Here is a 25,150-nt window from a genome sequence, read left to right as displayed (position 1 = left end):
GGTCTCGACGCAATTGAGATTTTTTCTTTCTGCGTTAAATAACAAAGTACTGATCTCGTCCTCTTGATTTAGCTTCATAGAGGGCGATATCTGTCTGGCGGAAAAACTCTTCCATCGATGTAGCGGCATGAGGGATCTGACAATGAACTCCAATACTCACGGTAACCACGTCTTTAATATCACCATATTCAGCTGTTTTATTTGTAGGTAAGGCCAATTTATGAACCTCATGTATTACGCGTTTTGCGGTATAAGTTGCTGCTGATAATTCTTGTCCAGGTAGTAACAAAACGAACTCTTCACCGCCATAACGGGCAAACAGAGCCCCAGCTCGTCGTTCGATCGTATTTAATGCCTTAGCGATTTTTCGAAGACACGCATCACCTGCTGCATGACCAAAACAGTCGTTATAATGCTTGAAATGGTCAACATCAATAATCAATAACGAAATAGGTAACTGATGGCGCTCAGCTCGTCGCCACTCTTCATCAAATGTGTTATCAAAAACACGACGGTTGGCTACTTGAGTCAATGGATCTTGACGTGACATTTTTTCGAGCTGCTGATTCACTTGTTCTAATTCAGTGGTTCTCTCATGTACCCGTTGTTCAAGCTCTTTGTTGAGTTTCATTAACTCTTCTTCTGCTTGGCGTCTGACGATATGTTGCGAAATAATAAAACCAAGTTGTTGAAAAATATGATTATGATATTGGCGAAGGGGACTACCTGTAACCAGATTATCACAAGCTATCCAACCTACTGGGGTGTCATCATCCCAAAGTGCAATATAGCCACTCCAACCATAACCAACTTGTTTAAGATCGTGATACAACTCAGTATGTTCTTGGATGGCCGTGTATTCACGCTTTGCTAATGTGTGGCTGGCAAACCATAGGTCTGGTATTTCTGACTCAAAATAGTGTTCATCGACAGTTTTTCCCTGTAAATCAGAACCATAAGTACCATGCATGCGGTAATTATCATCGAAGAGAAAAATAGCCAGCCGATCAATATGCAGCAGTTTTTTTGATTGTTCAACAGCGGTAAATAGCATGGCGTCCATACTTTCTGCTCGCCATAACATGTAAGAGAGATCATGAAGCGCTTGAAGTTGCTCCATCAGCTCTTTTTGCTCATCTTGAGTAATTTGTAACTCTCGTTCGGCCGTTCTTCTCCCCCAAAGTTCATCAATCATACTTTCACTAACAAAACTGGCATGAACTTCTGCCGATAGTAGTGCAGCAAGAGGGGCAAAGGAGCTGGCTTCTAGAGCTGATGACTTTGCTAAATCAAATTTCATAATAAAGCAGCCAATGATACGAGAACGGCGTTCTAGCGGTAAAGAAATATACAGTTCGTTATCTTGAACATGACGTACAGGCGTATTTTGGCGTAGTGATTTGTTAATTCTGTAAAAAGGGATGGCACCATCATTTTGGAGATCTTGTGGTGGAAAATGATAGTGAATGCCAGTTTCGTCCATAACAACTAAGGAGGTCCAACTGTTTTTATATGACACCACTAACTCACATGCTAATACTCCAAAACTTTGTTCTAAGTTTCGGCAAGTTAATTCACATAAGGTGCGAAGACTGTGAGCATGTCCCCATTGCTTAATGATCTCGGCATAAAAAGTTTCAGGATGTTCCATATTCTTTAATTTTATAACTCCAGATTGTACTAACTATAAAACTAATCAAGACCTTAAACTCATATTCTTGGCACAAAAATCGCTTAATGATAGCGTTCTGATGTGAAATTCATTACATATTTATCAGGTTGTGATAGTGCTCTCATCCACTTAGAAATTCATGCATAGATATGAAATTAGAAAGTGCGCTAAAGATGATGGTTAAGTACTGATTTCGCTTAGATAAATGGCAGTAGCAGGAAGCAATACCATGAAAAGATTTATCATAATGACATGCTTGATTTTGACTGGATGTACCGCAACACGCCATGAGCAGTTGTCCAATTTGGGATTCACTCGCCATTATTTAGATGGATATCAAGATGGTTGTCACAGCCAAAGGACAAATGGCCAAACATATCATGATGGATATCGCCAAGATCCTGAAAGAATGTATCGAAAGTTACGGTATGCGCAAGGTTGGAATGACGGTTTTGAACAGTGTGATGATGCTGATGTAAGCTATTATTAATCAAGGCAGCAATAGGATGATTGCTGCCTTGATGTATAGATTAATTGTTATTTGGCTGGTAGAAGCGTTTTAGTTCATGCATTACTTGCATTAGCGTAGAAAGCTTAGGTTTACCTTCTTCTTTTAGCTGGTAGTTAGGGTCATATACCCGGTAATTGCCATATTTATCTACCACTGTTGTATTATTTTGTCGAACTACAACGATATTCTTATCATCGCCAGCAAGAATCCAGCGTCGACTCGGATCGCTTTCAAATAAGCTTACTCCACTGCTGTAGTTACTTGGTGTTGAAGCAACATGCAGTACCGACTCCATAATCGTTGGTACAATATCTAAATGGCTCGTAATACGGGAGATCTGCTGAGCACTATGTTCTGGCCAATGTATGATCAAAGGTACTTTGATCTGATATTGACTGAAGTTAGTATCTGCTCCCCAAGTATTACTACCTGTTTCATTAAACTCAGTACCATGGTTAGCAGTGATAATAACGATGGTATTATTGAGCAACTCTTTCTCTTTGAGCTGAGTTAGAATCTTTTCAAGCTGCTGATCAACATGAAATGCAGCATTACGATAGCTGTTACGCAAGAGTAATGTGGAATCTACATTTTGGTTATGCTTAAGTTTGCTACCAATAGATGGGCTAAATTTTGCAACATAGCTACCACCTTCTTCAAAATCTTGTACAGCAGTCAGTTCAATATAGCTAAACCATGGCTTATCTGTTTCGGTTGTTAGCCACTGATCCCATTCTGCAATAGCAAGATGATCACTAGGCTTTTCTGAGCGTTCTTTGGCTGTCGTACTTGCATCGATTTCTTGTGGCGTAAAGAGCAAGTCTTGATAGATTGGTGAATTAAAATCATCACCACTAAATAGACCAAAATCGTAACCGCGATCAGCGAGAGTATTTAGCAAAATGGGCTGCTTTTTCGCTAATTGCATACTGTTACTGTAGCTACCAGGTAAGCCATAAAATAAGCCGAAGATACCATTACGGTTATTGTTACCTGTGCTGTAGTGGTTAGTGTAATCTAGGTTATTTTGCGCAAAGCGAGATAAGTAAGGCATCGTTTCTGCGTTTACCATGTCGCTGCGCAAGCCATCGATCATGATAAATAGAATATTTTGATTCGTACCCTGATCGCTATAGTTAAGCTTTTCTATTGGATAACGAATTTGGTCGCTTTCATCAACGCCTTGTTTTTCTTGGCGTTTTTTATATTCTTGGCGATCGAGTAAGCCATGTTTCTCCATGAAGCTTTTTGCTGTCATAGGGTAAGAAAGTGGGAAATTCGAACGCTGCATTGTGATGGGATGGTACAAATTAGCATCAGCCCAAATATAGAGTAGGTGGCTTGATAAAAAGCTTAGGCCAAAAATCAGTGCAATAGGACCACCAACACGTTTTCGGCTGAGTTTGCGTAGTTTTCGCCAGATTGTTTCAGATAGAACAAGTTCAAATAAGAAGAAGACTGGAACAACGACAAATAGATACTGCCAACTGGTATTTAAATCGGTTTTTTCACCACTAAGCAATAAATCCCAAACTAAAGGACTTAAGTGGAGATCAACGGTTTGATAGGCGTGCGTATCCAACAGTAAAGCCGTAAAGCCTACTGTTGCGATCGATACTCCAAAAAAGCGCATTACCCGCTGAGAAGGGATAATAAAGCTTGCTGGAAATAAGATCAGAATATAAATAGCAAAAACAAGAAAACCAAAGTGACCAACCCAGCTTAATACTAGGTAAAGTTGACCCAAAATGGTTTCTGGCCATTCAGAATGAATAATATAGCGGGTACCAAGTAGCATTGCCGCGATAATATTAAAAAAGCTGAACCAGTGCCCCCAGCTAATTAGCTGTGAGACTTTGTCTTTGTATTGTGTTCCACTGGTGACCATAAATGTCAGTTCTTCTCAGTCTTCAGACGTTGTTATCACAACGTGAATTAGTCTTTCTTAATTGTTGATTGCAAAGCAAGTGCAAACTTTTCAGCGATGGCTTGGCGTTGGCCCGCTGGAACATTTGAATTGATAACGTTTGTTGCAACATCACCAACGATCATAAGAGCAAGCTCTGGTGATACCTGATTTTTTTCAAGTACATCGAATACTTCATCGATGATTTTTTCAACTTGTTTAGTGCTGTATTTTGAAGTAATTGGCATAGTGTGTCTTGTTTAATGTGAAAGAAAACGACTTATGATACCCTAGAGTTCGGTATTACTGAAAATCTTTTGCATTATGAGCCTAACTCTTTCTAACGTTATCCTGCATCAATTAGCGAAAAATGATCAAGATGAATTGGTTGTTCACCTTAGAGATCAAGCACTTGATGACACTCCTGCAACTCAAGATTTTGTTGCAGAATTACACCGTGTATACAGTAGCAAAGGGGCAAAAGGTTTTGCTCATTTTGCTGATGATAGTGAATTTTCCCATTGGCTAAAACAGTATCGCAATGGTGAGATGAACTTTCTTACATTTTCTAACCAATCTGCTGAGCGTCTTAAAAACGAATTAATCAAATACCCATTTGCTGAAGCGGGTACTTTGGTGATGACGCAATATCAATCATTGGCTACAGAATATCTGTTTATTGGTCTTCTACCGACAGTTCACAGTATGAAAGTCACAGAGCAATTAGATATTAGCTCGACCGATTATCTAGATGTGAGCAAGATGGATATTGTGGCACGTATTGACCTCTCTGCCTTAGCAAGTGACCCTGAATCTAAGCGTTACTTAACATTTATTAAAGGTCGTGTCGGACGTAAGATTGCCGATTTCTTTTTAGACTTTATGCAAGCTGAAGTGGGTTTGGATGTTAAAGAACAAAACCAAGTCTTAATGCAAGCGGTAGAAGATTTTTGTAACGATTCTCGCTTAGATAAAGAAGAGAAGCAGCAATATCGTAAACAAGTTTATGACTATTGTAATGGTCAACTCCAATCGGGCGATGAGGTCACGATTAAAGAACTTTCTGGTGAGCTACCAACAACAGATGAAGGAACTGATTTCTACTCGTTTACTTCACAACAAGGTTATGAGCTAGAAGAGAGCTTCCCAGCTGATCGTACTTCGATGCGTAAATTAACCAAGTTTGTTGGTTCTGGCGGTGGTTTAACCATTAACTTTGATGCGATGTTACTGGGTGAGCGTATTTTCTACGATCCAGAAACCGATACTTTAACGATTAAAGGTACGCCTCCAAACTTAAAAGATCAGCTAAATCGACGTCTAAATAACGACAACTAAGCTTTTCTTTTTGCTCTAACTTATTGAAGCCATTTGGTTTAACGCCAAGTGGCTTTTTTTGTATCGTTTATTTGCCACTAAGTTGGAGTTATATATTCAAAGTTAACTTGAAAATAGGCGTAAAATCGTATGTTAGATATAAAATTGGATTTTTAATCTGTTATTGCCGCTTTAATTTATTTTGACTGGTGTTTTCATTGGGTAGTGTTGGTTATTTATAGCACAAAGCTATATCGATTGGTGAAAATTGACTTTAATCAAGTTTTTTAAGCTTAAGCGGCGGATAATAGCCCGCACTATGATAGTTCTCAATAATCATTCAGTTCGTTCGCAACGTGAACTGAACACAGTGAAAGCGATGATTCGCCTATATTGTAAAACGTTGCATCGCGGGGCAATTGTTTGTCCTGAATGTGAAAGTCTTATCGAGTATGTAGAAAACCGAGTTGCTGGATGCCGGTTAGGAGGTGAAAAGCCAAGTTGTGCGCAGTGTATTAGTCCCTGCTATCAACCAGCTAAAAGGTTACAGATGCTGCATGTGATCAAATGGTCATATCCACGTTTTCTGTGGCGTCATCCGCTACGTGCTGTTCGTTATAAAATCGATTGTAGTCGTGGTTCGCATTTATGCGACGGCCGCAACGAAACAGCCAAAATAACTTAGCGCGTTTTATTAGACATTTTTTACTGAGTTATTTTGTTTAAGATTCAGAAAGGCACAAAGGCTACCTAGATTTAATGATTATTAAACCAGGTGGCCTTTTGTGTATTTAAAGTGTCGGTAATCTGAATCTGCTTTATACCGACCTTTTTTAATTGTTTATGCTAGCTGTAATTGCTTTAACCATGCATCAATACGCGCTTCTGTAAGCTCTGATTGGCGATCGGTATCAAGGGCTAACCCAACAAACTGCTCACCGCGTTGGGCGCGAGAATCATTGAACTGATAGCTTTCAGTTGAGGTAAAGCCAACTAACTCACCGCCTGCTTGTTCGATCAATTCGGCTAAATCGCCCATGGCATCTTGGAAACTGTCAGGATAATCCACTTGATCGCCTAGACCAAATAGTGCAACTTTCTTACCCGCTAAATCCATATCTTCTAGTGTTGGAACAAAGTAATCCCAATCGGGCTGCATTTCGCCATAGTTAACAGTAGGTGTACCTAGAATCAGTAGATCATAGTCATCGAAACTGGTGTCATCACAATCTTGGATATCTTGTGCGGTTAGGTTGAGTTTATTGGCAATAAGGTTTGCAACTGCTTCTGTTTGACCTGAATCACTACCAAAGAAAATACCGATATTCATATATTGTGTCCTTATTTCCACTCTAATAGTTGCTGTAACAAGGTGTGTTTATGACTCACCTGTTGACGAAGTTGTTCTAGATTTGCTTCATATTGCGCAGGATTTTTACGCTTAATTTGGGTAAAGCGGCTCTCTCTATCGATCAGTTCTCTCACATCACGTTTTGGTGCTTTGCTATCAAGTTGTAGCGCGGCTCGTCCTTTATCACAGCGGCGAGGGTCAAAACGAAATAGTGGCCACAATCCTGTTTCTACCATTAACTGTTGATGGGTTACCCCTTGAGACATATCAAAGCCATGAGTAATACAAGGTGAGTAAGCAATCACTAAAGATGGACCAGGATAGGCTTCTGCTTCTTGGATCGCTTTAAGTGCCTGGTTCATATTGGCGCCAAGTGCAATTTTGGCGACATACACATTACCCAGCATCATGATATTAATTGCGATATCTTTACTGTTTGCGCTTTTACCATTTGTGGCAAATTTGGCTACCGCTCCTGTTGGGGTTGCTTTGGATTGCTGACCACCCGTGTTGGAATAGCCTTGAGTGTCCATCACCAAGACATTGACATTGTTGTTGGTGGCAAGAACATGCTCTAATCCGCCAAAACCAATGTCATAAGCCCAGCCATCTCCGCCGACAATCCAAGTGCTTTTCGCGACTAAATCATCAGCACATTCAATTAAGGCTTGATGTGAGTAATCAAGACGAGAGCGGAGATCGGCAATATGTTCACGCTGACGAACAACTGAGTTTTCATCACCTAACATGGCGTTGGTTTGTAAAGCATCGACCAGATCGGTTGGTAACATGTCTTTGGCTTGTTCTAGGAGGTAAAGCGCATGATCTCGGCGACTGTTAACCGCAAGACGCATACCCAGACCAAATTCAGCATTATCTTCAAATAGAGAGTTTGCCCATGCAGGTCCTCGGCCATGTCCATCCGTGGTATATGGGGTTGTCGGTAAGTTACCACCATAGATGGATGAACAGCCAGTTGCGTTTGCTATTAGCATTCGATCGCCAAATAGCTGGGTTAGTAGCTTGATATAAGAGGTTTCTCCACAACCAGAACAAGCACCAGAATATTCAAATAGAGGCTGCAATAACTGACTGCTACGGGCATCAATACGTTTAATATCAATACGCTCAAGCTCTGGTAGCTGATTGAAGAACTCGTAATTTTCTGTTTGTGCTGCTAATACTTCTGCTTTTGCCATCATATTAATGGCTTTGCGTTCGCTGTTGTTGGGGTCAACGGCTGGACATGCTGTGGTGCAGAGATTACAACCCGTACAATCTTGAGGGGAGACTTGTAATGTGTATTGCTTACCTTTGAAGTCACGCTGTTTGTAATCAACTGTTTTAAAATCACAAGGTGCGTTAATCAGTTCAGCTTCATCCACAGCTTTAGCGCGAATGGCAGAGTGAGGGCACACTAAGGTACAGATATTACATTGAGTACAGAGGTCTTGCTCCCATACTGGAATTTCATGGGCAATATTACGTTTTTCCCATTGACTGGTTGCGGTAGGCCAATGTCCATCGACAGGAAATGCGCTAACTGGCAATTGATCCCCTTTACCTGCCAGCATAACGGCTGTTACTTTTTGAACTAAGTCAGGAGCATGCTCAGAGACAATCGCTGGACGCGTTGTCGTACTGGTTACCTGATCTGGAATACATACCTGCTGTAAGTTCGCTAAAGTTGCATCAACCGCATTATGGTTAGCTGCAACAATACTTGGACCTCGTTTGCTGTAGCTCTTTTCTATTGCTTGTTTAAGGTGTTCAATGGCGTCATTAACAGGCATCAATTGGCTAAGGGCAAAAAAGGCGGTTTGCATTACCGTATTAAGACGATTATTCAATCCCGCTTGACGTGCAATAGTGACGGCATTAATTACATAAAGTTTAAGTTGTCGTTCTATGATGATCTGTTGAACTTCTTGTGGGAGATGATCCCAAATCTGTTCATTATCATAAGGGCTATTGATCAGCACTGTTGCCCCATGTGCAGCCTGTTCAACCATATCCAACTTCTGAATAAATTCGAACTGATGGCAGGCAATAAATTCAGCTTGATCAATTAAATACGGTGCTTCAATCGGCTGGTGATCAAAGCGCAGGTGCGAAATCGTTACTCCGCCAGATTTTTTTGAATCGTAGACAAAGTAGCCTTGAGAATGTAACTCTGTATTTTCACCAATAATCTTTAAAGTATTTTTATTAGCACTAACGGTTCCATCTGAGCCTAAACCATAAAATAGAGCACGAATACGTGTCTTGGGTTCTGAAATCGCTTGGCTTGGATAGGAAATAGAACGATGAGTCACATCATCACAAATACCAATGGTAAAGGATGGTATAAGCTGATTTTCTGCAAGAGCTTGATAAATCCCTTTGGCATGATTTGGGGTAAATTCTTTAGATGATAAGCCGTAACGACCACCCACAATCATCGGCATTTGTGCGATTTTTTGTTGTTGCAAGGCTTGTTGTAAGGTTGCGACCACATCAAGATAAAGCGGATCACCAATTGCTCCAGGCTCTTTTGTTCGATCTAATACCGCAATACGCGTAACACTTTGTGGTAATACATCGACAAAATGTTCAAGAGAGAATGGGCGATAAAGATGGACGGAAATCACACCAACTTTTTTTCCAAGAGCTAGCAGTTCATCAACCGCTTGGGTCAAGGTTGCATTTGCCGATCCCATCACAACGGTAATATCTGTTGCATCTGGATGACCGTAATAATCAAACAGTTTGTAGCTACGGCCCGTTAATTGAGCAAATTGAGCCATTGTATCTGCCACAATATTAGGGCACGCATCATAAAAGAGATTACTGGCTTCTCGTGCTTGGAAAAAGGTGTCAGGATTTTGTGCCGTTCCTCGAATGGTTGGATTATCAGGAGTTAATCCTCTCTGGTGGAACGCATCGACCTCTTGTTGATCAATCATCTGGTCGATGATCGCATCATCAATCGTTACGATCTTATTGATCTCGTGAGAGGTGCGGAAACCATCAAAAAAGTGGACAAAAGGAATTCGACTTTTCAAGGTAGCGGCTTGGCTAATTAGGGCAAAGTCGTGCGCTTGTTGTACCGACTCTGAGCTCAACATAGCAAAGCCAGTTTGTCGAACGGCCATCACATCAGAGTGATCGCCAAAGATCGAAAGGGCATGAGTAGCAAGGGTTCGGGCAGCAACATGCATAACAAAAGGTGTTAGCTCACCTGCAATTTTGTACATGTTAGGAATTTTAAGTAATAACCCTTGTGATGAAGTAAACGTTGTCGCAAGTGAGCCTGCCATCAATGCGCCATGAACGGCACCTGCTGCGCCGGCTTCAGACTGCATTTCAATAACGGTGGGTACTTGTCCCCAAAGATTGGTTTTTCCTTGGCTTTCCCATACTTCACACTGTTCCGACATTGGTGAAGATGGGGTAATTGGATAGATCCCAATCACTTCATTACAGCGGTAAGCCACATGAGCAACCGCTTCATTTCCGTCCATGGTGTGATATTGAGTAGAGGTGTGTTGTTGGATTTGTATAGACATAATCAACCCCAGCGAACATGCACTGTTGAAGAGAAAAAAGGATATGGCTCAAACGATTTAACCCTGTTGATTAGATTGAACCGTTTGAGTCGATTAGGCAGTATTGAGTCATACTGCCTATTTATGATCTAGATTCAGACTAGATTGATGATTAGCGCGATTAAACTGCCGCGGTCTCGATTTGGCCGTTTAGCATGGTTGCCAGATCTGTTTTCGCATCACCGGTTAGATGAAGATTGAAGTTCTGTTGTAAAAACTCAAAAATAGCTTCATTAACAAATTCTGGTGGGTTTGGACCTAGGTAGATATTTTGAATACCTAAGTTAAACAGAGCCAACAGAATCAATACTGCTTTTTGTTCCATCCAAGACAGCACAATATTCACAGGCAGTTCATTTACAGGTACACCCATAGCATCACCTAAAGCAAGAGCAATCATGACTGCACCATAACTGTCATTACACTGGCCAAGGTCGAGATAACGTGGAATTTCAGTTCCTGGAACAACACCAAAGTCGTGGTCATTAAAGCGGAACTTGCCGCATGACGACGTTAAAATAATGCAATCTTCTGGAATTGAAAGCGCTAATTCGCGGAAGTAATCATTCGGTTTACCTGGTTTGTCACAGCCAGCAACAACAAAGAACTGCTTGATTTTACCTGCGTTAACCGCTTCTAAAATCTGCGGAGCTAAACCTAAAATGGTCTTATAGTTGTGACCTGTCATTAAGGTTTCAGTGCTCTCAAAACCATCAATATCAGGCAAACTTAAGGTATGCTCGATCAATGGCGCAAAGTCGTCAGCAAGTTCACGACATCCGTCAATACCGACAATACCGTAGCTATAAAGGCGATCAGCATAATCAGCACGACCTGTTGGTGGGACAATACAGTTTGTCGTTACAATAATGGTGCCATTCCACTTTTGGAAAAGTTGCTTTTGATCGAACCAAGCTTTACCTACGTTACCTTTTAAATGGCTGTATTTACGCAGTTCTGGGTAACCGTGAGCGGGTAGCATCTCTGAGTGCGTGTACACATTAATGCCAGTACCTTCGGTTGCGATAAGTAGACGTTCTAGTAGATCCAGATCATGACCTGTCACCAGAATACCTTTACCTTCGGCTTGGTTTTGTGGCACACAAACCGGCGTTGGCACACCCAGACGAGCATGATGCGCTTCACCTAAGATCGACATCATTTCGCTACCTGCACCACCAATTTTCATTAACTGAGCAATGTGTTGGTCAAAGCTGAAGTTAACATTAGTTAGGGTAAAGTACAGAGTTTCTGCAATTACATCATCGACAGATTTTGTATTAGCACCCAGATCATTGGCATGAGTACGGTAAGCAGACAGTCCTTTTAGGCCGAAGATCATAATATCTTGTAAGCGAGATAGGTTTTCATCTTTACCACAAGTACCTTGAGTTTTTCCGGTACTACCACAACCACCTGTTTGTGCCATTGAGCACTGATGGCAGAACATTGCTAGGTTCGACATTGCTTGCATTCCTTAACTTGTATTTATAATGCATATTAATATTCGTTAAGGATAACGACACTGTATGGTCAAACACATTGATCCCGATCAATTTCGAGAAATTAAAGTGGTATTTTATCTGCAATTTAATCTTTTAGGAGTAGAAGTGCTGTTTTTGATAACAATGAGGGAAAGGAAAGTCATAGGCTAGATAAAGAAAAACGAGCTGACACTGTGTATCAACTCGCTTTTTTTATGACATGTTAATCAGTATTTGTTAACACTCATTACTGCTTGGCAATCTTACCAAGAACATTCTGTAGTAGGCGAATACGAGGCTCAATAGAATCTAAAACTAGGTACTCATCAGCACTGTGGAAGCCTGCACCAATTGGGCCTAGGCCATCCAGAGTTGGGATACCAAGAACTGCTGTTAGGTTAGCGTCTGAGCCACCACCAACAGCTTGCCATGTAATATTAATGCCTTCTTCCTGACCTGATTGCTCAACCAATGTCATAAGAGCTTCTGTTTGAGTTGATGGCACCATTGACGGTTTGTGCGCTTCACGATCTAAAGTAATGCTAACGCCATCAACAAATGGTGTATCCGCTAAAGCGCGAATATGGCTATCAGCTTGTGCGTATTCTTCGTTATCCCAGAAACGGACATCAACAACTGCTTCAGCAAGGTCAGGCACGATGTTCGCACCAGCACCGCCTTTTACGATACCCACGTTGAATGTAGTACCAGTTTCAAAGTTTGTTAGCTGGTTGATCGCTAAAATCCAGTTTGCCATTTCAGTAATTGCACTGCGGCCTTTTTCTGGCTCATTACCTGCGTGTGCGGCTTTACCATTGAACGTTAAACGGTAGCGCGCCATACCTTTACGGGCTTTAACCAGTGATCCATCAGCGCGAGCGGCTTCAGCAACCAAAACATGTTTTGCAGAGGCGGCAACACTTTTTAGCCACGTCTCTGAATGCAAAGAACCGATCTCTTCATCTGGGTTCATGCACACACAGATAGACAGCTTCTCTAGCACTGTTGGATCTAAAGTACGAATAGCGTAAACAATATTAAGTAGGCCAGATTTCATATCAGAAACACCAGGACCATACGCTTTTTCTGCATCTGTAGTCATTGGACGCGCTGCTGCTGTACCAACAGGGAAAACAGTATCCATGTGACCTATGAGCATTACATCAATGTGATCGGCTTCTGGCTTGTTACGAACTTCCAAACCTGTACCTGCGGCACCACAATCTACACGTTTTACGTTCCAACCAAGGGTTTGGTATTTCTCTGCCATTTGATTGGCAATGACTTCAATACCTTCTTTCGTTAATGTTCCGCAATCAACATTGATAAGAGGGCGTAGTTCTTCTAAATATTGTTCAAGAGAAAAGCTCATTGAAAGCTCCATTAAATCAGAAATTGTGAACCAATGAGCAGGCTATATTTGCTGCTATAGCCTGCAAGGGGGAAAGCTTGGTTTTAAACCAGAATGTTCATTACAAACATGGCGGCAAAGGCGTTTAGAACAGAGATTGCAATCATCACTGGAATATAACGACCTTCTGTTCCAATTGGACCCATGATTCGACCCATGTACTGCACCTGAGAGCCCATTAGGTAGATAGCAGGAGCCAAGATAGCAATGTGTTGACCGTTGAGGATCCCTTGGTCAAATAGGGTAATAACCACACCTACAGCACCACCCATTGACATCCAGGCACCGATAAGAACAGCGGCGGCTTCACCTGGTAGGCCAAAAATTGCCATTACAGGTGAGAAAATTGCGCCCATTGCATCAAGAGCTCCGGTAATTTGTAGCGCTTTGATGATAACGAAGGCCATAAGAACGTTTGGCACCGTTGAGGTTGTTGCGATAACCCAGCCTTTTTTTGCACCTTCAACAAAAATGTCGGTAACCATAGGTTTTTTAGCAGTAGTCATTATGCAGTCTCCTCTTTTGGTGCTGGTGTGTTGCTGTTTGATTTATCTTCTTTGCCTTCTGTGATGTTTAGGTAGATGCGGAAAAGGTTGGCACCAACAAACTTAAACACAAACATAACGGCAACCGCTAGGCCAATCGAAGAGGTTACGGCTAACTCACCAGAGGCGTAAGTCAGAGTAAATAGCACAGCACCTGAAGAGAAGAAGTTTACGATAGTGGCACCGGCTGAGAACTGGAACATAGTAAAGACATCGGTTTCACGTTTGGTTAGGTGACCTTCATCTTTAAGCTGACGCGTCATTGCAGCACCTGCATCGGTACTTTGAAGCGAGGCGATAAGAGCCAGACCTGAGTTACCTGGGATTCCCATTAGAGGACGAAGCAGTGGTGTAAGCAGTTTACGAGCAGCATCCAATGCGCCGTAGTGCTCTAGAACGTTAATCATACCAAGAGCAAACATTACGGTAGGGATAAGCGTTAGGGCAAATAGGAAGCCATCACGAGCACCGCTACCACCTTTACCACGCAGTGATGTTGTGGCTGTTTGAATACCATCAGCGGTTTCATTTACTGAGTAAACAACACTGCCGAAAGAACCATTTAGCGTAGTGAAGTCAAATACACCGTACCATTGGTTTGATTGCATAAAGCCAGAAAAGAAAATCACAGCAAAGGCGAGGGCAATGTAGCTGCCAATCGTCACTTTGCGTCCTTGCTCCGTGGTATTGCTCATAGGAATAACTCCTTGGGAATCAAAAAATAAAATAGTAAAAACGGTGCCGATGCCATATGAAATGTTGTTAACAGCCAGAGATGGAAAGTTTTATCGGCTTTGGGAAATAAATGCATTGTCATTAAAAATGGCGGGAAAAAATTGACTGGGGTCAAAGTGTGCTACTTGAGAGTGGCAAAAATGGAATTTATATTTTTATTTGTGAACCAGATCTTTCTTTGTTGTTCATATTTGAATAAAAAACTAAATATTTAACCGATTTTATCTGCTTGGTTTTAGTTATTAAAAATCAATGGCTTATTTATTTGTTACGGGCTGATTTGCTAACTGTTGAGGAATTGTTTTTTCCCGTTCAAGGGTGGGGTGCAATGATACTGCGGATATCTAGCAGTAAATTATTTTAATTTGGAATAAATCAAAATATGGAGTGTTACGGTTAGAGGATGGATAACGTAATAAGTCATACGATGGGAAAAGTAAATTCCAGATAAAAAAAGAGCACTCACAGGAGTGCTCTTACTATATTGGGATATCAGATCGTCACCATTAAGAAGTTAGCTTTTCAACTGCTAGCATTTCTTCTTCATCGTCTTTTGCTAGTTGCTCTGCTGAGGCTGGTGGACAGCGATCAACAAACCAGCCCATATAAGATGAGACAATGGTCACAATGATACAAACAAAGCTTAACCACATAAATGGTGCGTACGAGAAGGTTGCGACACCTAAAATACTCGCCATGTAGATACCGTTATCACTCCAAGGCACCATACCTGAAGTTAGTGTGCCACCAAATTCAGCGTTACGAGATAGGTTCTTACGTTGATAACCTAAGCGGTCGTAGTTTTTCGCACAGATTTTTGGGGTAAGAATTAGAGACACATACATAGCAGAGCCAAATACGTTACCTAAAAATGCGGTTGCAATGGTTGATACGGATAGGCTACCTGCTGAGTTAACACGTTTCTCAAACAAATGAGCGATAGTTTGCAGTACGCCCACTTTATCAAGCAAACCACCAAAGCCAAGACCAAATACGATAACCGCGACTGAGCCTAGCATAGATTCCATACCACCGCGGTTTAGAATCGAATCAATAAACTCAACACCTGACTGGATAGAGAATGGGGCCCAAGCGGTATTGAATGCTGCCAATGGATCCATATCTTGCACCATGATTGCCCATACGATACCCAATAGTGAGCCCAATGAGATCACAGGAAAAGATGGCAAACGCATCGCAAGCAGTACAAGAACGATCACTACAGGAACAAAGGACAATGGGGTAATAACAAATTGCTTATCCATTGCTTCAATAACAGATTGTACTTGTGACATATCAACATTACCTGAGTAGTGATAGCCCACTAAGGTAAATAAAACACCGGTAATGATGTAACTGATAAGCGCAATAGGTAGCATGCCTTTAATGTGTTCAACGATTTCAACATTGGACATAGAAGAGGCCAGAATAACAGAGTCAGACAGTGGAGACATCTTATCGCCAAAGTAACAACCTGAAAGAACCGCACCTGCAGTCATCGCTGGTGGAATACCTAAGCCTTGACCAATACCCATCATTGCAATACCAGCTGTACCTGCTGCACCCCAAGATGTGCCGGTTGCCAATGCAGTTAGCGAACAGATAATCATAGTCGCTAATAGGAAAATTGACGGGTGAATTGCTTTTAAGCCGTAGTAGATAATGGTTGGAACGATACCACCAGCAATCCAAGTGCCCACAAGTGCACCCACTGCCAGTAGAATAAGTACGGCCCCTAAACCATTTGAGATACCTTTTGTTGCTGCTTTTTCTAATGATTTGTAGTCATGACCTAGCTTTAAGCCCAGCGCCATGATGACAAACCAACCGATATAAAGGGCGAGCTGAATCGGTAGGTTTAACTTTGCAGTAAAAGAAAATGCCAGCGCTAGGAAGATACCCAGAGCAATGGTCACTTGTAACAGTGATGGTAGCCTTACTTGTTTTTTATCCATGCGTATTACCTTGTTCTTCAAACCTGTTTACAAGGGAGATGTCCCAAAGTGTGTCTAATCAAAAATAAATCGATTATGTAAAAAAGTGTGAGCAATTCTTAATGTGGCGCTACTGTATCAAATGAAACTGTTCATGAAATAAAGAGTGTCACTTTCTGTGAGCTTAATCTGCTCCGCGATCAAATTGCTTATAAAAGCCAAACTTAATGGCTAATTTATCGGCATAAATGGCTTTTTTATTGGTCATTTATACTTTTTATATAAAGGTTTTTTTCTGTTACAAATCCTGAATAGGAACCCATTTTTAGAGAGTAAAACCATACAGGGTAGTAAAGAAAAATATATCCGCTACATTTGAGCGGCAGGGGAGATTAACAGGGTCAAAGTTATTTTTCAAAATTCACTATTTGTTTAATAGAACATTACTTAAGTAATTACTTTGATCTTGTATGTTAAATTTAATGGTTTGTTGTGGTTTTTTGGCTGTTTTTGGTTGTAAATATTTTGCTATAGCACGTAACTTGTGTATTTGTCACACAAGGCATTAAAAAGAGAAATGTTAATTAAAATTGTGTTTTTTGGTGTAATTGATGTGCTACTGTGTTGCACTACTGGTGAATGTTAATAAAAAAATTCTTGTTTTTCTTCTATTAAATCTCTATAGATGGACAATATTTGTGTAAAAAGCAGGGAGAGCCAAAAGAATGATGAAAGTAGGTTTAGTGGGTTGGCGTGGCATGGTGGGATCTGTGCTGATGCAACGTATGGTTGAAGAAGGCGATTTTGCTCATATTGAGCCCGTTTTCTATTCGACTTCACAAGTGGGTATTCCCGCTCCCAATTTGGGCAAAGAGGCTGGACTTCTACAAGATGCTTTCAATATAGATAGTTTAAAACAGCTTGATGCGATTATTACTTGTCAAGGTGGTAGCTACACTGAAAAAGTATACCCAGCATTGCGCCAAGCTGGGTGGAAAGGGTATTGGATTGATGCAGCCTCTACGCTTCGAATGCAATCTGATTCAATTATCAGTTTAGATCCTGTGAACTTTGAACAGATTAAGCAAGGAATTCATTCTGGCACTAATACCTTTGTTGGTGGTAACTGTACTGTTAGCTTAATGTTGATGGCTGTTGGTGGTTTATATCAAGCAGGCCTTGTTGAGTGGATGACATCACAAACGTACCAAGCGGCATCAGGTGCTGGTGCGAAAAATATGAGAGAGCTCATTGCTCAAATGGGGGTTGTGAATGATTCAGTTCTTAGTGAGTTAGCTAATCCTGCTTCGTCTATTTTAGATATTGACCGTAAAGTTGCAGATACATTGCGCTCTAATAATTTCCCAACCCAAGAGTTTGGTGCGCCGTTGGCTGGATCTTTGATTCCTTGGATTGATGTTAAGCGAGATAACGGACAGAGCAAAGAAGAGTGGAAAGGCTCGGTTGAGACCAATAAGATTTTAGGTCTGGATAGTAACCCTATTCCAATTGATGGTACATGTGTTCGTATCGGGGCAATGCGCTGCCATAGCCAAGCTCTTACCATCAAGTTAAAGCAAAATGTACCGTTGGATGAAATTGAGCAAATTATTGCTTCTCATAATGACTGGGTTAAAGTCATACCAAATGAGCGTGAGGCTACCGTTCAAGAGTTAAGCCCAGCAAAAGTGACGGGTACACTGTCTGTTCCTGTTGGCCGTTTGCGTAAGCTTGCCATGGGGGATGATTTTTTAAATGCATTCACTGTGGGGGATCAATTGTTATGGGGCGCTGCCGAACCACTTCGTCGTACGTTGCGAATTATCTTGGCTGAGAAAGCTTAGTTTTGAAAATACTTAGGTTAAAGCCGTTTCGTTCAAAAAACTTAGTCAAAACGACCTAGCCAACAGCTAGTGATACTAGAGTTATTAATGCCGAATAGTAAATGAAACAAAAAAACGCCAGAGCATAAACTCTGGCGTTATTTTTTCGTTTGAGCCAATTATTTTAACTCATTATTCGGCAGTACTGGGTAATTATGCTGCTAGGTTTTTAGCAACGAAATCCCAGTTAACTAGTGCCCAGAACGCATCCATGTATGTTGGACGTAGGTTGCGGTAGTCGATGTAGTACGCGTGTTCCCATACATCAACAGTAAGAAGTGGTGTGATACCTTCTTCTACAATTGGGCAACCTGCATTTGACGTGTTCATGATAGCTAGTGTGCCATCTGTATTTTTTACTAGCCAAGTCCAACCAGAACCGAAGTTATTAACTGCAGAATCTGTAAACTGAGCTTTAAATGCTTCGAAAGAGCCGAATGCTTTGTTGATTGCTTCAGCAACTTCACCTGTTGGTTCACCGCCAGCATTAGGGCTTAGACAGTGCCAGTAGAAAGTGTGGTTCCATACTTGAGCTGCGTTGTTGAATACGCCACCAGCTGAAGATTTGATGATCTCTTCTAGAGATTTGTCAGCAAGGTCAGTGCCTTCAACTAGACCGTTTAGCTTAACCACATAAGTGTTGTGGTGCTTACCGTAGTGATACTCAATAGTTTCTGCTGAGATGTGTGGTTCTAGTGCGTCTTTAGCGTACGGTAGAGCTGGTAGTTCGAATGCCATTGCTCAATTCTCCATTTTATAAGAGGGTAGTCCCTCGGACATTGCTGTACATGAGCATCAAGGCTCACGTTATTCTTTTGATACTGACTTGCGATACCTATTTAAACAATAAAATACACTAATAACAAAATAGGGTATCGATGTTTAGATAGGCACAACACTCAAGTTTTTGTACATCCAAGTATTCAGTCAGATGACCTCACTACTTGTAGTACTATTTCACCAAATAAGCAACTCTTTCTCAGTTCCTTATGTTGATAACAACCTGACTGTAATCGATGTTTTTATTTTAGCAAGTTTTTTCTTTATTAAAAGGGGTGAGAACAAATTTCTTTAAATTAGTATGATGCATTGAGCATAATGCTTCGTACAAGGTTGTCTGTGGTGAGGCTTTAAATAGATAGAGATCGCTTAAATAAAAACCATAAAAATAATAAGCGTTTTTTTCTATCTAAATAGCAAGTAGAATGGATGTTTAAAAAGAAATAAACGTCGTAAGAGGAAGCTATGGAAACCATCGACAAAATTAAGCAGCAAATCGCAGAAAACTCAATCCTGCTATACATGAAAGGTTCACCTAAGCTACCAAGCTGTGGTTTTTCATCTCAAGCGGCACAAGCTCTAATGTCATGCGGTGAAAAATTCGCTTACGTAGATATTCTACAAAACCCAGACATTCGTGCTGAGCTACCAATTTATGCACAATGGCCTACATTCCCTCAACTATGGGTTGAAGGTGAATTAATCGGTGGTTGTGACATCATCATTGAGATGTTCCAAAAAGGCGAACTTCAGCCATTAATTAAAGAAGCTGCTGCTCGTCGTGATGCAGAATAAGTAGCATCTAGCTAGAAGAATCGATGCCGCTAAACTTTGCTGTTTAGCGGCATTTTTTATTGGGGATAAGATAGAACTTAGCAGTATTTACTCTTTTTAAGCGTGCTTTCTTTACTCATTCTTTTCCACAATAGTGACATGAGTAAACTGAGGGTTAGGTGTTGTCACTGTTAATTGATGGATGTGATCCAATCGTACTTGTATGATGGAATCTTCTTTTTTTGATGACACATCAAGTAATAAAAATTCTTGTTTATTCTCTATTTTTGTATCGATTGCCTGCCCTTGTATAACCGTCCCATCGAGTAATTCAACCGTGAGTTGATAGTGATGCATACAAGCAATTTCAATGTAATCGTAACGTTGACAAGCAATCGGCTGATACTCTTTCATACGTTCAATAACCCTTAATGATGCTCTATCTTTATTATCATGCGCTTAAATAATCCTTCCAGCAAGAGAGGGGATAATAAAAAACCGCAACAAAAATGGTGCGGTTTAGCAAGGGTAAATGGATGGATTTTTTGATGATTATAGGATCATCGAAGCAATCCAGCCGGCAGCAATCAGTGGTAGATTGTAGTGAATAAAGGTTGGCACTACGGTTTCCCAAATATGCTCGTGTTGACCATCAGCATTAAGACCTGATGTTGGACCTAATGTGGAATCAGAGGCTGGAGAGCCTGCATCACCAAGAGCGGCAGCAGTACCTACGATCGCAATTGTTGCCATTGGTGAGAAACCGAAAGACAAGCATAAAGGCACATAAATGGTTGCTAGAATTGGAATCGTAGAAAATGAAGAACCAATTCCCATAGTGACCAGTAAGCCAACAACAAGCATAAGTAGAGATGCTAACGGCTTGTTATTACCAATAATCGCTTCCAGTGAGTTTACTAGGCTTTCCACACCTCCGGTTGCTTTCATTACAGAAGCAAAGCCTGCCGCGGCAATCATAATAAAGCCAATCATTGCCATCATATGTACACCTTTAGTGAACACATCATGGGTCTCTTTGTATTTAATTACGCCGGTTACCGTAAAGACCATAAAGCCAACTAGACCACCAATAATCATTGATGAGCTGTAAATTTGTGCGCCAAGTGCAGCCAAAATAGCGGCTATAGCAACATAAACGTGCTTCATATTGATCGTTTTATGTTCTGGCTCATTGGCTAAAATTTTGGCCTCAGAGTATTCACGAGGTTTGCGGTAACTGAAAAAGACCGCAATCAGTAAACCGGTGACCATACCCATAGCTGGAAGTAGCATCGCGATAGGCACTTGGTTTGCTGCCACATCAAGGCCGTTATCATGCAGGTTTTTTAGCAGAATATTATTTAGAAAAATACCACCAAAGCCGATTGGCAGCACCATATATGGAGTTACTAAGCCAAACGTTAATACACAAGCAATTAAGCGGCGATCCAATTTTAGTTTCGCAAATACGTGTAGTAGCGGCGGGATAACAATTGGAATAAAGGCGATATGTACCGGAATAGCATTCTGCGAAGAAATGGCTAAAAGAAGCAAAATGGTTAAAACGCTGTATTTTACTCCGGTAGCAGCAGCGGCATTCTCATGACCACTGATACGTTTGATAACTTTTTGCGCAAGAACATCGGTAATACCAGAATGTGAAATAGCAACAGCAAAAGTACCAAGCATGGCATAACTAAGTGCTGTTGTTGCACCGCCACCAAGTCCATTTTGGAAAGCAGTAACCGCATCAGTGAGGGACAAGCCGCCAATCAGGCCTCCCACAATGGCACTGAATGTAAGCGCTACTACGACATTGACTCGCAATAATGCAAGCACCAGCATGACGCAGACCGCAATAACTACTGGGTTCATAAGTATTCGATCCATCCGTTGTGTTGGGTCATTTGTGATATATACCCGATTGACTATGCCAAATTGCGGCAATAATCACGGTATTTTTTATTTTATGGCAGTCAAAATGCAGCCAATGAATCCAGTTTGCTTAAATTTTTTCTGATGTCGAGGAAAAATTATGTTTTGAACTGAGTTTTATTGACTTTGTTTATTTGTAATCGTGATTTCTTTGTACTATTTTGAAGTGGTATTGTTTTTTATAACAATAAGTTAGTTGTAAATATCATCAATTCAGTTAATGGAGTTAACTATGGGTGTTTTAGTAGGTCGTCCTGCCCCTGACTTTACCGCTGCTGCTGTTTTAGGCAATGGCGAAATCGTTGATAGTTTTAATCTTGCTCAACATATTCAGGGTAAACCTGCTGTTGTGTTCTTCTATCCACTCGATTTCACTTTTGTTTGTCCATCCGAACTTATTGCTTTTGATAAGCGTTATAACGATTTTAAAGAAAAAGGCGTTGAAGTTATTGGCGTATCGATCGACTCTCAATTTTCTCATAACGCTTGGCGTAATACAGCAGTAGAAGATGGTGGTATTGGCCCAGTACAGTACCCGTTAATTGCTGATACTAAACATGAAATTTGCCAAGCTTATGATGTTGAGCATCCAGAAGCGGGTGTGGCGTTCCGCGGTTCTTTCTTGATCGATAAAGAAGGTGTGGTACGTCATCAGGTAATTAATGACCTGCCTCTTGGTCGTAACATTGATGAAATGCTACGTATGGTGGATGCGCTTCAATTCCATGAAAAACATGGTGAAGTATGCCCAGCTCAATGGGAGAAGGGGAAAGAAGGTATGAACGCATCTCCTGAAGGGGTAGCGAAGTATCTGTCGGAACATACCGAAGATCTATAATATTTCGGTTATTGTTTGATATTGAGATAAAACAAAGGCTAGCGAGTGCTAGCCTTTTTGTTTGATGCTTTATCTAGAGCTCTTTATGGTTGACTCTCTAGAACAGAGTTATCGCTGATAGTGAGTTCTTTACCATTGCTGCTGATAAAGGAATGTACCTCTGATTGCATTTCTGCAGTAACTGCTTCACTCGGCTTAGGGTCTAGGAGTGAAGAGTGGACTCCTGCATTAAATAGAGCAGCATTTCTTACAATCGAGTCCTTAATGGATACCGTGGTTGGAGTGAGTGCCAATGTTTTTAATAGCGGAGTGGTGCCTGTAAATGGTGAGTATGGTACTGGGATATCTGTGCCTGCCACCGTTTGTCCTAACGGTGTGTAGTTAGGGATAACCAGATCATTTTTCACCTGTGCTAAATAAACCGGCAGCTCTTTAGGTACAAATGCAGAGTGATTGATTGGGTCAACCGTATCCATTACCGTCTGTGCCGCAAAGGCAAACTGATTAAATGAAGCATAAAGTGCTTGTAGTGTTGCTAGTGATTCTGGAGTCCCGTCATTGATGAGTTTATTTTGATACACCGCATAGCAAATGCCTAAATTAGTGTTACCACATTGCGCAGCAAACTGTTTATCGACACTTGCAACAATGCTGCCTTTGATCAGAGGACTAAAGCCTTGTGAGTTCAGTAGCAGATAAGGAATTTCAGCACCTGGGTTTGCAAGAGCCACGGCATCGATATTAAAGAAAGTTTGATCTGCAACTTCATTGCCAATAGAGCGGTTTGCAATATTAGCTACATCAACACCAGTAATCGCCCCTAATGAGTGACCAACAAAATTAACGCCTACAGTAGGGTTTAATCGCTTTAACACCCCTAAACTTGCAATGGACTCTGGAGCTTGGGCCATTTGAGCAAAGATTTTACCAATGGATGCTCTAAGGTTTATCACATCCGTTACACTTTGGCGCAAGTTGTCGCGAGCAACGGTTAGGGATGCAAGGTTTAGATACATGGATGGATTTGTTGCTGCGTTTTGACCAGCAACACCACGGTCGCCATGCAGAGGGTGATTGATGGCAAAAATTGCTCGACATTGGTCACCAATTAATTGATCTGCAAGAGCGGATTTGGTCAACGTTTCTTTGCTGCTTGTTACACCATGTTGATAAATAGTAACTGCATTTGTGAGCGGTTGTTGGCATTCCGCTTTGGTTGGTAGTACCAGAGTATACTCAAATGTTTGCACAGATTTAAGCTCTGGTACTGGGCTGTAACGAGTAATGATTCGTTGTGGATCCAGTTGTTTTCCGTCTGCCAGTGTTATTTTTGCTCCAGTTAAGGCGCTTAACACACGAACTTGTGCTTTTGGATCGGTTGCAACAACTGCCAGATCTTGAGGATCGACACCAAGATCATTTAATTGTTGTTGAACGGCCTGTTTATCAGCATCGTTACCATGAGTCAGTACATATTGGATTTTAGCCAAGCTTGGCATACCACTTTGCCAAGGTGTGGTTAAAAAATGATCCGGACGAATATCAAGATAGTAAGGTAGGGTTATATTACCTTTATAAATTTCACCTTTACCTTCAACAGTTTTTCCAGCTTTAGTTGGTGAACCTATTTTAAACAGAGAGCTAAGCTGTGATGGCGTGATATCTTCTGCTTTTGCAGTACCTTTCCAAACACTCTCCGCACCATTTTGTATTGCAAGAGCGGTAGCTGATTTTGCTGCAAACAATACATCACCAACCGATGCAGTTGTAAACCATGACGAAAATATGATCTTAGATTTATCAACACCAACTTGAGCAAATTCATTTTCAGTGGCATGAGTAATCGCTTGTGCTGGCAGCAAGGCACTTGATGGCGGTGGTGTTGTTGCCTTTATTGCGGCATAAGAGTTACTCATACCTACAGGATTACCTTTACTATCAAGTAGATCGTTAGTAACTGCAAACATATAGTTACTTGCAGGATCTAACGGCTTAAGTAAGATTGCTGTTAAAGTATCACCTGAAATCATTACCTTATAATCAACATCTGCAACCAGCTCTGTTGGTTGTGTTGTATCGGCTAGATTGGTTGGATCGCCTGATTTGATAAGATGGAAGCTGTCACTGCCCGTTGTTGGGTCAAGTGGGTTACCAGTAAAGCTAATTTGAATTGGTTGACTGGTACTCCAACCGTCGGTTTCACCCATAGCAACGAGAGGATCTCCTAAGTTAGTGGGATCGACTGCACTACTTTCAACACTTAAGGTACCATCTTGTTGATCCATTGCCAGATAAGTTGGCATGACAATGATAGGAGCTGTTGGGTTAGATATAATATCAAAATTAACTTTGGTTTCAGCTTTTAAGCTATCAGCAATGTCCGGATTTACTGTTGGTGTTCCTGTAGTTTTACTGTCACCACCACACGCTGTCAGTCCTAAGCTTGCTGCGATAATTAAGGCTAAATAGTGTTTTTTCATTGTAGTA

At 41.2% G+C, this 25,150-nt stretch carries 20 protein-coding genes; 6 read left to right on the top strand and 14 right to left on the bottom strand.

Features of this window, described 5'->3' with window-relative positions; genetic code table 11:
* Nucleotides 1-34: 34 nt before the first annotated feature.
* The gene (locus tag CTN07_RS12205) at nucleotides 35-1,651 is read right to left on the bottom strand and encodes a GGDEF domain-containing protein (protein ID WP_005298340.1); all 1,617 of its coding nucleotides are present in this window, start codon (nucleotides 1,649-1,651) and stop codon (nucleotides 35-37) included.
* Nucleotides 1,652-1,901: 250 nt separating this feature from the next.
* On the opposite strand from CTN07_RS12205, the gene CTN07_RS12200 reads away from it, so the two are divergent.
* The gene (locus CTN07_RS12200) at nucleotides 1,902-2,162 is read left to right on the top strand and encodes a hypothetical protein (protein ID WP_080551710.1); all 261 of its coding nucleotides are present in this window, start codon (nucleotides 1,902-1,904) and stop codon (nucleotides 2,160-2,162) included.
* Nucleotides 2,163-2,202: 40 nt separating this feature from the next.
* Here CTN07_RS12200 and CTN07_RS12195 read toward each other — a convergent pair whose 3' ends face one another.
* Together CTN07_RS12195 and CTN07_RS12190 are read right to left on the bottom strand one after the other, a co-directional pair.
* Nucleotides 2,203-4,071, bottom strand: coding sequence for a DUF3413 domain-containing protein (locus CTN07_RS12195; RefSeq protein WP_005298345.1), 1,869 nt, complete (start codon nucleotides 4,069-4,071; stop codon nucleotides 2,203-2,205).
* A 47-nt stretch (nucleotides 4,072-4,118) separates the two neighbouring features.
* Complete coding sequence (locus tag CTN07_RS12190; protein WP_005298347.1) at nucleotides 4,119-4,337, bottom strand: YejL family protein; 219 nt, start codon at nucleotides 4,335-4,337, stop codon at nucleotides 4,119-4,121.
* A gap of 76 nt (nucleotides 4,338-4,413) precedes the next feature.
* Between CTN07_RS12190 and yejK the strand changes: the two genes are divergently transcribed.
* Together yejK and CTN07_RS12180 are read left to right on the top strand one after the other, a co-directional pair.
* Nucleotides 4,414-5,427, top strand: coding sequence for a nucleoid-associated protein YejK (gene yejK, locus CTN07_RS12185; protein WP_005298350.1), 1,014 nt, complete (start codon nucleotides 4,414-4,416; stop codon nucleotides 5,425-5,427).
* A 298-nt stretch (nucleotides 5,428-5,725) separates the two neighbouring features.
* On the top strand, nucleotides 5,726-6,091 hold the full coding sequence (locus CTN07_RS12180) for a nitrous oxide-stimulated promoter family protein (protein WP_080551711.1): 366 nt from the start codon (nucleotides 5,726-5,728) through the stop codon (nucleotides 6,089-6,091).
* Between the two features lie 156 nt (nucleotides 6,092-6,247).
* Here the strand turns inward: CTN07_RS12180 and fldA are convergent, their stop codons facing one another.
* The 7 genes from fldA to nhaC all read right to left on the bottom strand — a co-directional run bounded on the left by fldA (nucleotide 6,248) and on the right by nhaC (nucleotide 16,474).
* Entirely contained in the window at nucleotides 6,248-6,736 is a 489-nt protein-coding gene (gene fldA, locus CTN07_RS12175; protein ID WP_005298352.1) for a flavodoxin FldA, read from the bottom strand.
* Nucleotides 6,737-6,747: 11 nt separating this feature from the next.
* Entirely contained in the window at nucleotides 6,748-10,305 is a 3,558-nt protein-coding gene (gene nifJ / locus CTN07_RS12170; RefSeq protein WP_005298354.1) for a pyruvate:ferredoxin (flavodoxin) oxidoreductase, read from the bottom strand.
* 160 nt (nucleotides 10,306-10,465) lie between these two features.
* A complete protein-coding gene (gene hcp, locus CTN07_RS12165; protein WP_005298355.1) occupies nucleotides 10,466-11,809 on the bottom strand; it encodes a hydroxylamine reductase in 1,344 nt (447 codons plus the stop codon).
* A 266-nt stretch (nucleotides 11,810-12,075) separates the two neighbouring features.
* Nucleotides 12,076-13,200 carry a M20 family metallopeptidase gene (locus CTN07_RS12160; RefSeq protein ID WP_005298357.1) on the bottom strand — a complete coding sequence of 375 codons (1,125 nt, stop codon included), beginning with the start codon at nucleotides 13,198-13,200 and terminating at the stop codon, nucleotides 12,076-12,078.
* Nucleotides 13,201-13,283: 83 nt separating this feature from the next.
* Nucleotides 13,284-13,745 carry a YjiG family protein gene (locus CTN07_RS12155; RefSeq protein ID WP_005298359.1) on the bottom strand — a complete coding sequence of 154 codons (462 nt, stop codon included), beginning with the start codon at nucleotides 13,743-13,745 and terminating at the stop codon, nucleotides 13,284-13,286.
* Nucleotides 13,745-14,479: a nucleoside recognition domain-containing protein gene (locus CTN07_RS12150; protein WP_036763461.1), complete on the bottom strand. Its 735-nt coding sequence runs from the start codon at nucleotides 14,477-14,479 to the stop codon at nucleotides 13,745-13,747. The genes CTN07_RS12155 and CTN07_RS12150 overlap by 1 nt, the downstream gene beginning before the upstream one ends.
* 546 nt (nucleotides 14,480-15,025) lie before the next feature.
* Nucleotides 15,026-16,474 carry a Na+/H+ antiporter NhaC gene (gene nhaC / locus CTN07_RS12145; protein ID WP_036763463.1) on the bottom strand — a complete coding sequence of 483 codons (1,449 nt, stop codon included), beginning with the start codon at nucleotides 16,472-16,474 and terminating at the stop codon, nucleotides 15,026-15,028.
* A 707-nt stretch (nucleotides 16,475-17,181) separates the two neighbouring features.
* Between nhaC and asd the strand changes: the two genes are divergently transcribed.
* A complete protein-coding gene (gene asd / locus CTN07_RS12140) occupies nucleotides 17,182-18,297 on the top strand; it encodes an aspartate-semialdehyde dehydrogenase (RefSeq protein ID WP_085999133.1) in 1,116 nt (371 codons plus the stop codon).
* Nucleotides 18,298-18,489: 192 nt separating this feature from the next.
* Here asd and sodB read toward each other — a convergent pair whose 3' ends face one another.
* A complete protein-coding gene (gene sodB / locus CTN07_RS12135) occupies nucleotides 18,490-19,074 on the bottom strand; it encodes a superoxide dismutase [Fe] (protein WP_005298367.1) in 585 nt (194 codons plus the stop codon).
* A 507-nt stretch (nucleotides 19,075-19,581) separates the two neighbouring features.
* On the opposite strand from sodB, the gene CTN07_RS12130 reads away from it, so the two are divergent.
* Nucleotides 19,582-19,911 carry a Grx4 family monothiol glutaredoxin gene (locus CTN07_RS12130; protein WP_005298369.1) on the top strand — a complete coding sequence of 110 codons (330 nt, stop codon included), beginning with the start codon at nucleotides 19,582-19,584 and terminating at the stop codon, nucleotides 19,909-19,911.
* Between the two features lie 111 nt (nucleotides 19,912-20,022).
* On the opposite strand, the gene CTN07_RS12125 is transcribed toward CTN07_RS12130, so the two are convergent.
* Nucleotides 20,023-20,304, bottom strand: a complete 282-nt coding sequence (locus CTN07_RS12125; RefSeq protein ID WP_036763465.1) for a Rho-binding antiterminator — start codon at nucleotides 20,302-20,304, stop codon at nucleotides 20,023-20,025.
* A gap of 138 nt (nucleotides 20,305-20,442) precedes the next feature.
* Entirely contained in the window at nucleotides 20,443-21,765 is a 1,323-nt protein-coding gene (locus CTN07_RS12120) for a Na+/H+ antiporter family protein (RefSeq protein WP_005298370.1), read from the bottom strand.
* Between the two features lie 292 nt (nucleotides 21,766-22,057).
* Here CTN07_RS12120 and CTN07_RS12115 point away from each other — a divergent pair, with 292 nt between their 5' ends.
* A complete protein-coding gene (locus CTN07_RS12115; RefSeq protein ID WP_005298372.1) occupies nucleotides 22,058-22,663 on the top strand; it encodes a peroxiredoxin C in 606 nt (201 codons plus the stop codon).
* 83 nt (nucleotides 22,664-22,746) lie between these two features.
* On the opposite strand, the gene CTN07_RS12110 is transcribed toward CTN07_RS12115, so the two are convergent.
* Nucleotides 22,747-25,143 carry a VolA/Pla-1 family phospholipase gene (locus CTN07_RS12110; protein WP_005298373.1) on the bottom strand — a complete coding sequence of 799 codons (2,397 nt, stop codon included), beginning with the start codon at nucleotides 25,141-25,143 and terminating at the stop codon, nucleotides 22,747-22,749.
* Nucleotides 25,144-25,150: the final 7 nt, after the last annotated feature.

Source organism: Photobacterium damselae, from assembly GCF_003026815.1.
In the GTDB taxonomy this organism is placed as follows: Bacteria; Pseudomonadota; Gammaproteobacteria; order Enterobacterales; family Vibrionaceae; genus Photobacterium; species Photobacterium damselae.
The sequence above is the reverse complement of the archived record's forward strand: the minus strand, read 5'-3'. Positions and strand labels throughout refer to the sequence as shown.

Coding starts and splice junctions, on each gene's coding strand:
- CTN07_RS12205 (WP_005298340.1), bottom strand. CDS start 1,651: ATGGAACATCCTGAAACTTTTTATGCCGAGATCATTAAGCAATGGGGA.
- CTN07_RS12200 (WP_080551710.1), top strand. CDS start 1,902: ATGAAAAGATTTATCATAATGACATGCTTGATTTTGACTGGATGTACC.
- CTN07_RS12195 (WP_005298345.1), bottom strand. CDS start 4,071: ATGGTCACCAGTGGAACACAATACAAAGACAAAGTCTCACAGCTAATT.
- CTN07_RS12190 (WP_005298347.1), bottom strand. CDS start 4,337: ATGCCAATTACTTCAAAATACAGCACTAAACAAGTTGAAAAAATCATC.
- yejK (WP_005298350.1), top strand. CDS start 4,414: ATGAGCCTAACTCTTTCTAACGTTATCCTGCATCAATTAGCGAAAAAT.
- CTN07_RS12180 (WP_080551711.1), top strand. CDS start 5,726: ATGATAGTTCTCAATAATCATTCAGTTCGTTCGCAACGTGAACTGAAC.
- fldA (WP_005298352.1), bottom strand. CDS start 6,736: ATGAATATCGGTATTTTCTTTGGTAGTGATTCAGGTCAAACAGAAGCA.
- nifJ (WP_005298354.1), bottom strand. CDS start 10,305: ATGTCTATACAAATCCAACAACACACCTCTACTCAATATCACACCATG.
- hcp (WP_005298355.1), bottom strand. CDS start 11,809: ATGTCGAACCTAGCAATGTTCTGCCATCAGTGCTCAATGGCACAAACA.
- CTN07_RS12160 (WP_005298357.1), bottom strand. CDS start 13,200: ATGAGCTTTTCTCTTGAACAATATTTAGAAGAACTACGCCCTCTTATC.
- CTN07_RS12155 (WP_005298359.1), bottom strand. CDS start 13,745: ATGACTACTGCTAAAAAACCTATGGTTACCGACATTTTTGTTGAAGGT.
- CTN07_RS12150 (WP_036763461.1), bottom strand. CDS start 14,479: ATGAGCAATACCACGGAGCAAGGACGCAAAGTGACGATTGGCAGCTAC.
- nhaC (WP_036763463.1), bottom strand. CDS start 16,474: ATGGATAAAAAACAAGTAAGGCTACCATCACTGTTACAAGTGACCATT.
- asd (WP_085999133.1), top strand. CDS start 17,182: ATGAAAGTAGGTTTAGTGGGTTGGCGTGGCATGGTGGGATCTGTGCTG.
- sodB (WP_005298367.1), bottom strand. CDS start 19,074: ATGGCATTCGAACTACCAGCTCTACCGTACGCTAAAGACGCACTAGAA.
- CTN07_RS12130 (WP_005298369.1), top strand. CDS start 19,582: ATGGAAACCATCGACAAAATTAAGCAGCAAATCGCAGAAAACTCAATC.
- CTN07_RS12125 (WP_036763465.1), bottom strand. CDS start 20,304: ATGAAAGAGTATCAGCCGATTGCTTGTCAACGTTACGATTACATTGAA.
- CTN07_RS12120 (WP_005298370.1), bottom strand. CDS start 21,765: ATGAACCCAGTAGTTATTGCGGTCTGCGTCATGCTGGTGCTTGCATTA.
- CTN07_RS12115 (WP_005298372.1), top strand. CDS start 22,058: ATGGGTGTTTTAGTAGGTCGTCCTGCCCCTGACTTTACCGCTGCTGCT.
- CTN07_RS12110 (WP_005298373.1), bottom strand. CDS start 25,143: ATGAAAAAACACTATTTAGCCTTAATTATCGCAGCAAGCTTAGGACTG.